Source organism: Candidatus Thiosymbion oneisti, from assembly GCF_900092655.1.
Taxonomy (GTDB): domain Bacteria; phylum Pseudomonadota; class Gammaproteobacteria; order Chromatiales; family Chromatiaceae; genus Thiosymbion; species Thiosymbion oneisti.
This window is the reverse complement of the sequence record NZ_FLUY01001265.1, coordinates 1-8788: the sequence shown is the minus strand read 5'-3', so window position 1 is coordinate 8788 and position 8788 is coordinate 1. Positions and strand designations below refer to the sequence as shown.

Sequence of the window (8788 nt, the reverse complement as noted above, 5' to 3'; positions counted from 1 at the left end):
ATGCCTAGCGCTGTAGGTTCCGGTAAGCATCGGGGTGAGGTTGCCGCCGCACTCCAAAACGTCCGGTGGTACCCTTCTATGATCGTTAGCAGTCCGGAATCCATAAAGAGCCTTATTTGTTAGAGCATACGAATTAACTGAGGACATTCTTATGGCAGAAAATTCATCATCAAATCTCAGCGCAGAACAAAAGCTGGAAATAGGATCTTACGTTGGTTCACTTATTAAAGGGTGGCTAACTTGGATAGGTATAGCAAACTTGGCAGTGCTTGGAGGTGCTATTGTTTACATATTTTTCATTTTGCCAGGAGAAGCGATTACAGAGGCGACTAATAGAATAGAAAGAAAAATCTCGCAAGCAATAACGAATCTTTCCGAACAAGCCAATACCAATTTAGTTAAATTCGGGGATCAAAGGAGAGGCTAAAAGCTCTAGATCAAGGATTGAAAGAGACCAACGAGCAGTTTAAATCCGTAAAGGCAGATATAGCTGAAATTGAAAGCGGCGAACTGAATGGGGTAGCAGAATTCCTGCGTGCGTTACGAGCTAATAAGGAAATTGCAGATATTATTCTACGCATCGGCCAATTAGAAGAAAAGATGAAGAACTTCGTTCATGCTATAAAAATAATCAACATAACCTATACCAGCAAATTGGGGCCAGAAGATGGAAAAGAGTCAGGTGCTTTGGAAGGTAGAAAATTGACATTTAATAAGCACAAAAAAGACTCAGTTATCCGTATTGGCTATACAGATAATTTTAGGGTAATCGGGGAACGCAAAGCGTGTCGTTGGGAGATCAAGGTCGATGGTAAATCATGCCCATCTGGGAAGTTGGTATACGACAGACATGATGGAAATAATTCTAATGTACGTACCAGCAATCATGTTATCGGATACTGCGAAAATCTTCCAAAAGGTAACCACACAATAAAAGTGTGGGTAGGTCCACGTCCTGGTAATGATCGGTACAAAAAATCAAATTGTGATACAGGTTGGGCTAAATCAAGATGGACATTGGAAGTCATGGAAATCGCAAACATGAATCCGTGACTTGAATGGGTTGAATGTTGGGCACCTGCAAGAGGTGCCCCTACAAAATTCTTTGTGCCCTTTGCGCCTTTGCGGTTCATCAGTCGCCAGCTACCAGTCACCAGCTTCCAGCGGCTGGCAGCCAGCGACGGGTAGCTGGTAGCCGGCCACAGATTTCCCCCAATATCCGAATCCCTCCCGAGGCTTTGGTAGAATGCCCGGATGGACGTCTCCCACATCCTCGACCAGCTCAACGACGCGCAACGCGAGGCGGTCACCGCCCAACCCGGCAATCTGTTGGTGCTGGCGGGGGCCGGGAGCGGCAAGACCCGGGTCCTGGTGCACCGCATCGCCTGGCTGCTCCAGGTGGAGCAGGCGCGACCCTGGACGATCCTCGCCGTCACCTTTACTAATAAGGCCGCCCGGGAGATGCGGGCCCGCATCGAGGAGATCCTCCAAGGGCCGGTGATGGGGATGTGGGTCGGCACCTTCCACGGTCTCGCCCACCGCTTTCTGCGCGCCCATTGGCAGGATGCCGAGCTCCCCCAGCAGTTCCAGATCCTAGATTCCGACGATCAGTACCGGCTGATCCGGCGCACCCTCAAGGCCATGGATCTGGACGAGGCCCGCTGGCCGCCGCGCCAGTGTCAGGGCTTCATCAACAAGCAGAAGGACGAGGGCCTGCGGCCCGAGCACATCGACAGCGGCGACGACTTCTACCTCGGCCGCATGCGCGAGCTCTACGCGGAATATGAGGGCGCCTGCAAGCGCGGCGGTATGGTGGATTTCGCCGAGCTGCTGCTGCGTACCCATGAGCTGCTGCGCGACCGCCAGGACATCCTCCATCACTACCGCGAGCGCTTCGCTCACATCCTGGTAGACGAGTTCCAGGACACCAATGCCATCCAGTACGCCTGGCTGCGCCTGCTCGCTGGCGGTCAGGACAAGCTGTTCCTGGTCGGTGACGACGACCAATCCATCTATGGTTGGCGCGGGGCCAAGGTCGAAAATATCCAGAGCTTCCAGCGGGACTACCCGGGGACCAAGGTGGTGCGGCTGGAACAGAACTACCGCTCCACGGGCAACATCCTGAGCGCCGCCAACGCCCTGATCGAAAACAACGCGACCCGGCTCGGTAAAAATCTGTGGACCGAAGACACCGCCGGGGCGCCTATCCGCCGCTATGCCGCCTTCAACGAGGTAGACGAGGCCCGGTTCGTGGTGGAAGGCATCCGCAAGCTTACTCAGGAAGAAGGCTACCGCCGCTCCGAGTGCGCCATCCTCTACCGCACCACCGCCCAGTCCCGGCTGTTCGAGGAGGTCCTGATCCAGGCCCAGATCCCCTACCGGGTCTATGGTGGATTGCGCTTCTTCGAACGCGCCGAGATCAAGGACGCCCTGGCCTATCTGCGGCTGTTGGCCAACCCGGAGGACGACGCCTCCTTCGAGCGCGCGGTCAACACCCCGCCCCGGGGGATCGGCGCCAAGACCCTGGACATCCTGCGCACCCAGGCCCGCGAGACGCATTGCTCCCTGTGGCAGGCCGCCGCGGACATGGGCATGACGGGCTCTCTTCCCGCCCGCGCCGCGGGGGCGCTCAACCGGTTTCGCGCACTCATCGATACCCGGCGGGAAGCGACGCGGGATATGGCGCTCCCGGATCTGACGGCGCAAGTCATCGAGGCCAGCGGTCTGCCCGCACACTATGAAAAGGCGAAGGACGGCCGGGGAGTGGATCGGATCGAGAACCTGGAGGAGCTGGTCAATGCTACCCGTCGTTTCGCCCACGAGATGGAGGACGATGAGGGCGATATCCTCGGCACCTTCCTATCCCACGCGGCCCTGGAAGCAGGAGAAGCCCAGGCAGACCCATTCGAGGACAAGGTGCAGCTCATGACCCTGCACAGCGCCAAGGGACTGGAGTTCCCCAGCGTCTTCATCGCGGGGATGGAAGAGGGCCTCTTTCCCCACAGCATGTCCGCGGACGACCCGGAGCGCCTGGAGGAAGAGCGCCGCCTGTGCTATGTGGGCATGACCCGGGCCATGCGCCACCTGTATCTCACCCACGCCGAGAGCCGACGCCTGCACGGCAGCGAGAGCTATCCCTTCGCGTCTCGCTTCCTGCGCGAGATCCCGGCGGAATTGATCGAGGAGGTCCGCGCCAGCGGGATTATGCGGCCGGCCATCGCACCGGGCGCGCCGGGAGCAAACACATCCGGTCCCGCCGCGGGCGGATTTCAGCTCGGCCAACGGGTCTCGCACCCCAAGTTCGGCGAGGGAACCATCATCAATAGCGAGGGGAAAGGGACCAGCGCCCGCATCCAGGTCAACTTCAAGGCCGTAGGCGCCAAGTGGCTAGTGGTGGCCTATGCCCGGTTGGAACCCGCCGGCGCTCCATAGCTTACCGATATCCCTGGCGAGCGCTCCGAAACCGATCCCACATCGTGGCCCGCCTCGCGCAAGGCCGACACACTCGCCAGCGGGATATTCTCATTGGCCAACAGGCGCATCAGGCCACGCCGCGCTTGAGGGGATAGATCATCTCTTCCCGCATCACCTTGGCGGTAAAGGCGAATACTGCTTGCAAGGACTCGTGGGTGAGTTGCGGGTAATGCTCCAAAATCTGAGCTTCACTCCAACCCTCCGCCAGCAGGCCCAGCAAAAAATCCACCGACAGCCGGGTCCCCTTGACAATGGGTTTGCCCAGCAGTACGGCGGGATCGGTATGGATATGGCCATGCCAGTTCATGGGTCAATCCCTCTCGGATAGTGGTTAAGGTTTAAATGGAAAAAGTGCCACTCGCAGTGGGTTGGGCACGCCACGCGCTGCATTCCCTCTGCCAGTAGGAGAGGGGGCGAAGCTCGTAGGTTGGGCAAAGTCGCCAGGGACGGCGGCGTGCCCAACAAATCATTTAAATATTAACCACTACCCGGAAATCTTCTCGGCAAAGCTCAAGGTCAATGCGGCGTCACGGGACTTGATGAAATCCAGTTCCGGCTTGTAGATCAGCCACAATGGAAGGCCGCACTCTCGCCCAGATAGCTTTCATCTTCCCGGATGCCCTTCCGGTCCAAAAATGCGCTTTACAGCGTCCCCGCCATCATCCGAAGAACCGGTTTCGGAGTAATCCCAGAAATCTACGGGAACGAGTTGTTCTGCTTCTTCTAGATATAGCTTGAGTCGCGGGTATTCGGCATTTCCATCCGTATCCCACTAAAGTCTCTTTTCTGCCACATGCCGCTCATGCTCCTCCAGACTATATTTCCAAGCATGAGTCGGGTGTTCGACATTCTTTTTTGTGAAGCATGGATAAAATCTGCGCCCGCTTAGGCGGGGAGACAACGGGCATCTTCCCTCGCTACGGTAGGAAGCCCAAAGGGATGCACCGGAGCACCTATGAACGGCTGACCGATCAGTACGAAACCATTCTAGATGCGTTAATCCGAAGATGATCTTTACCCGTCAACCAGCGTCGGAAAGGGGGGGCTAATTGGGGGAGCTAAAAGCTATAAGATAAAAACATCCTTTTTAATCAATTGGTTAGAAATATGATTGGCGGAGAGGGAGGGATTCGAACCCTCGGTACGCTATTAACGTACACACACTTTCCAGGCGTGCTCCTTCAGCCACTCGGACACCTCTCCGGGAGATTGGAGGTCTTGCGTCGACATGATTGCCGATTGCGCGGTGCTGGATAAAGCGGTTGCGGGCTAAGGAGAATATATGAATCTGCCTACCTGTGTAAACCAGTGAGGAAATTTGTCCACGCCGACCCTTGAGTCATGACCCAAGCGTAGACGGCCGTTAGACGACATCTGCTATCCTTAGCATACGAATCCATCGAGATGGGAGAATCCAGTGCGCAGTGTGGTCTATCCAGGGACCTTCGACCCGATCACCAACGGTCACATAGATCTGATCCAGCGCGCCGCTTTCCTGTTCGATCGGGTGGTGGTGGCGGTGGCGGTGGATACCGGCAAGGACCCGGCGTTCGATATCGAGCGCCGCGTCGAGCTCGCGGAGCAGGTGTTGCGGAACATCCCCCAAGTGGAGATCGCGCGCTTTTCCGGTCTCCTGGTCGCATTCGCCCGTAAGCATGGGACCTCGGTGATCATCCGTGGTCTGCGGGCCGTTTCCGATTTTGAGTACGAATTCCAGCTTGCAAGTATGAACCGCCGCATGGCCCCGGACATTGAGACCCTTTTCCTTACCCCCGCAGAGCAGTACGGCTATATATCCTCATCCCTGGTGCGCGAGATCGCCCGTCTGGGCGGGGACGTGTCGGCCTTCGTGGCCCCCGTGGTGCAGGCTGCATTACGGGAACGCTTTGGTTAGAGGCTGTCTAAAAACCAACCCATTGATTTTGCCTGATGGAGCCTTGTCTTCTATCCGGGCCAATGGGTTGAAAACCGACCCCACGGATATATCAATCAAAAGGAGTAACGATATGGCACTTTATATCACCGACGAGTGCATCAACTGCGACGTGTGCGAGCCGGAATGCCCGAACGGCGCCATCTCTCAGGGGGATGAGATCTACGTGATCGATCCCAATCTCTGCACCGAGTGCGTCGGTCACTACGAGACCTCTCAATGTGTCGAGGTGTGCCCCGTGGACTGTATCCTCAAAGACCCGGAGTATGAGGAAACCGAAGATCAGCTGATGGAAAAATACCGGAAGATCACCGGCGAAGCGGCCTGACCGATCCCATGCGCATTGCTTCACGAACTCGGCGGTGGTGCTTCTTTTCCGTCGTCTACGCCCTGCTGTTGCTCACCGCCGGAGTGCCGTGGGCGGCGACCAGCCCGCCCCAGGCAGCGATTGCCAGTGCCCATCCCCTGGCCACTGAGGCGGGATTCGAGATCCTGACCACCGGGGGCAACGCCTTCGATGCGGCAGTGGCGGTCAGCGCCGCGCTAGCGGTGGTAGAGCCCTACAGCTCGGGACTGGGCGGCGGTGGCTTCTGGCTCCTGCATCGGGCCGAGGACGGGCGCGAGCTGATGCTCGATGGCCGCGAGCGGGCGCCGCTGGCGGCCCACCGCGACATGTATCTGGACGCGGCCGGCCGCTTCGTGCCGGGGCGGTCCCTGAACGGCCCCCTGGCCGCCGGCATCCCCGGGGAACCGGCGGCGCTGGTCCACTTGACGGAGCATTACGGTCGTCTCCCCCTGGCGCAGTCACTCGCGCCGGCGATCCGTCTCGCCCACGCCGGCTTTGCCGTGGACGAACGGTACCGGCGCCTTGCGCAGCAGCGACTGGCAGTGCTCTTGCAATCCCCTGCCGCTGCCGAGCAATTCCTCCGGGACGGCGAGATACCGCCGGTGGGGACCCTGATCGTGCAACCGGATCTGGCGGGTACCCTGGAGCGCCTCGCAAGCAGGGGCCGGGAAGGTTTCTACGCCGGCCGTACCGCCCGCTTGTTGATCGCCGGCGTGCATGCGGCCGGCGGTATCTGGACCCCCGAGGACCTGGCCTCCTACCGGGTCGTGGAGCGTGCCCCGATCGTCGGCCATTACCGCGGCTGGCGGGTGGTCAGTGCCGCACCGCCGTCCTCCGGCGGTGTGCTTCTGGTACAGATGCTCAACATGCTCGCGCGCTTTGACCTGGCGGGCCTTGCGGACACCGACCGGGCCCACCTGCTGGTAGAGGTCATGCGCCGCGCCTACCGCGACCGGGCCCTGTACCTGGGGGACCCGGATGCCTTCGCGGTCCCGGTCGAGCGCCTCACCCATCCCTTCTATGCCGCCGGTCTGGCGCGGGACATCGATCCGGACCGAGCCACGCCCAGCCGGCCCGCAGCGGTGCGGGCGCAGGGCACTGACACCACCCATTTCTCCGTCCTGGACCGGGAGGGCAACCGGGTGGCCGCTACCCTCAGCATCAACTATCCCTTCGGTTCCGGGTTCGTGCCGCCGGGCACCGGCGTGCTGCTGAACGACGAGATGGACGATTTCTCCGCGCAGCCGGGGGTACCCAATGTATACGGATTGATCGGCGGTGAGGCCAATGCCATCGCGCCGGGGAAACGGATGCTCTCCAGCATGACGCCCACCTTTGCGGAGTCGGAACAGGGCCTGGCCATCCTGGGCACTCCAGGGGGCAGCCGCATCATCACCATGGTCCTCCAGGGTCTCCTCTCATTGGATGCCGGGGACCCGCCCGCAGCCTGGGTTGCCAAGCCGAGGTTCCATCACCAATACCTGCCGGACCGGATCCAATACGAGCCGGGGGCCTTCAGCGCCACCGAGCGCCGCCGTCTCGAAGCCAAGGGACATCGCCTACATGAGATCCGGGACGGCTACGGCAACATGCAGGCTATCTACTGGGATCGGCTACAAAACCAGGTCCGGGCGGCGAGCGATCCGCGCGGGATCGGTAAAGCGGAGGCGCGCTGATTTAGGATGCACATAGCGAAGCGTGCCCATCAATAATGGGTATCTCCCGACAGGTAGGCGGCATGCCTGACACGGAACACCGAATGTTGGGCACGGGCCATCCATTGATGCGGTTCGCCGTGGCCCCGTCCCTGGGGCCACCGCTCACCGTATCCTACGCCGTTGCCCAACCTACTGCTGGTAGCAACTAAATCTTCCATAAAGCCCATTCCGGTTCACAGCTTCCCTTCCAAGCCACCATTCGAGGTCCAAGAGCTACTATGAAGACCCTATTCGCATTTGTGCTTGCCCTGTTTGCCGTCACACTCGTGACCCTGCCGGATGCTGCCGAGGCCAAACGGTTCGGCAGGGGCATGAGTCTGGGTAAGCAGTATCGGGGCATGCCGCGCACCCCGCCGCGTCAGACTCAACGGGCTGTACCTAATCGTTCCCAGGCAGCAACCGGAGCCGCCGGCCGGACCAGCGGGGCGAGCCGTTGGCTCGGTCCCTTGGCCGGACTGGCCGCCGGTGGCTTGCTTGCATCGCTGTTCTTCGGCGACGCCTTCGAGGGCCTCCAGATCATGGACATCCTCCTGGTCGCGGCCCTGATCTTCGGTGGCCTGATGCTGTTCAAGGCCATGCGCCGCGGCCGTCCTGCGACCGCCGGGACCGGGGCCGGCGCATACGGCGGATCGGTAGCCGGGGGCGGAGGATCGGTTCCGGACATGATGCCGCCGGAGCTCGGCGATCCGACCCGCGTCGAACCCGCTGCGGGCGACGACGAGGCCCCGGCCTGGTTCGATGCTCCAGGGTTCCTGGACGGCGCCAAGGACCACTTCATTCGGCTCCAGACCGCCTGGGACCAGGCCGATTTCCGGGATATCCGCGACTACACCACCCCCGAGCTCTGCGCCGAGCTGGAGCGCGAGCGCAACCGCTTGGGAGAGGAGACCCAACACACCGAGGTCGTGACCCTGGACGCAGAGCTCGTCGGAGTCCAACGCGACGGCGACCAAGTGGTGGCAAGCATCCTCTTCTCCGGGCTGATCCGCGAGGAGCAGAACGCGACCGCCGACCCCTTCCGCGAGCTCTGGCACGTGCAGCACGCCTGGGAGAGCAGCGCAGGCGATTGGCTCATCGCCGGGATTCAGCAGCAAGAAGGGCTTGAAGATACGTGACGGCTTGTCTCGCTTCTTCCGCATCGCTCTACCGGCGTGCTTTGAACGAAGCCATCCTATTTGATCGCCGGGACACGGGCGGCTTCGCCCAATGTCGTCAAGTTATACTTCCACACGGAACAATCTGCGCATTTCACTCCCTCTCCCTCCGGGAGAGGGCGGGGGTGAGGGGGAAATTCAAAAGCTCGGATTGTGCCGTGTG

9 protein-coding genes and 1 tRNA gene are annotated in these 8788 nt (G+C 60.1%); 7 read left to right on the top strand and 3 right to left on the bottom strand.

The features are described 5' to 3' along the window. Window positions 1-151 precede the first annotated feature (151 nt). From BQ17_RS20785 to uvrD, 3 genes are all read left to right on the top strand, one after another. The gene (locus BQ17_RS20785) at window positions 152-427 is read left to right on the top strand and encodes a hypothetical protein (protein ID WP_133510965.1); all 276 of its coding nucleotides are present in this window, start codon (window positions 152-154) and stop codon (window positions 425-427) included. Window positions 428-444: 17 nt separating this feature from the next. Continuing rightward, window positions 445-1053: a hypothetical protein gene (locus BQ17_RS20780; protein ID WP_133510966.1), complete on the top strand. Its 609-nt coding sequence runs from the start codon at window positions 445-447 to the stop codon at window positions 1051-1053. A 201-nt stretch (window positions 1054-1254) separates the two neighbouring features. Then, the gene (gene uvrD, locus BQ17_RS13225; protein WP_089727817.1) at window positions 1255-3432 is read left to right on the top strand and encodes a DNA helicase II; all 2178 of its coding nucleotides are present in this window, start codon (window positions 1255-1257) and stop codon (window positions 3430-3432) included. Here uvrD and BQ17_RS24225 read toward each other — a convergent pair. The 3 genes from BQ17_RS24225 to BQ17_RS13215 all read right to left on the bottom strand — a co-directional run bounded on the left by BQ17_RS24225 (window position 3399) and on the right by BQ17_RS13215 (window position 4677). Continuing rightward, window positions 3399-3542, bottom strand: a complete 144-nt coding sequence (locus BQ17_RS24225) for a DUF5615 family PIN-like protein (RefSeq protein ID WP_369406476.1) — start codon at window positions 3540-3542, stop codon at window positions 3399-3401. The genes uvrD and BQ17_RS24225 overlap by 34 nt on opposite strands. Next, complete coding sequence (locus BQ17_RS13220; protein WP_089727814.1) at window positions 3542-3781, bottom strand: DUF433 domain-containing protein; 240 nt, start codon at window positions 3779-3781, stop codon at window positions 3542-3544. The genes BQ17_RS24225 and BQ17_RS13220 overlap by 1 nt, the downstream gene beginning before the upstream one ends. 805 nt (window positions 3782-4586) lie before the next feature. Continuing rightward, a tRNA-Ser gene (locus BQ17_RS13215) sits at window positions 4587-4677 on the bottom strand. A gap of 214 nt (window positions 4678-4891) precedes the next feature. Between BQ17_RS13215 and coaD the strand changes: the two genes are divergently transcribed. From coaD to BQ17_RS13195, 4 genes are all read left to right on the top strand, one after another. Beyond that, complete coding sequence (gene coaD, locus BQ17_RS13210) at window positions 4892-5368, top strand: pantetheine-phosphate adenylyltransferase (protein WP_089727812.1); 477 nt, start codon at window positions 4892-4894, stop codon at window positions 5366-5368. Window positions 5369-5480: 112 nt separating this feature from the next. Beyond that, entirely contained in the window at window positions 5481-5735 is a 255-nt protein-coding gene (locus BQ17_RS13205; RefSeq protein ID WP_089727810.1) for a YfhL family 4Fe-4S dicluster ferredoxin, read from the top strand. Window positions 5736-5743: 8 nt separating this feature from the next. Continuing rightward, window positions 5744-7429 carry a gamma-glutamyltransferase gene (ggt, locus tag BQ17_RS13200; RefSeq protein ID WP_089727807.1) on the top strand — a complete coding sequence of 562 codons (1686 nt, stop codon included), beginning with the start codon at window positions 5744-5746 and terminating at the stop codon, window positions 7427-7429. 260 nt (window positions 7430-7689) lie between these two features. Further along, window positions 7690-8586, top strand: coding sequence for a Tim44 domain-containing protein (locus BQ17_RS13195; protein WP_089727805.1), 897 nt, complete (start codon window positions 7690-7692; stop codon window positions 8584-8586). Window positions 8587-8788: the final 202 nt, after the last annotated feature.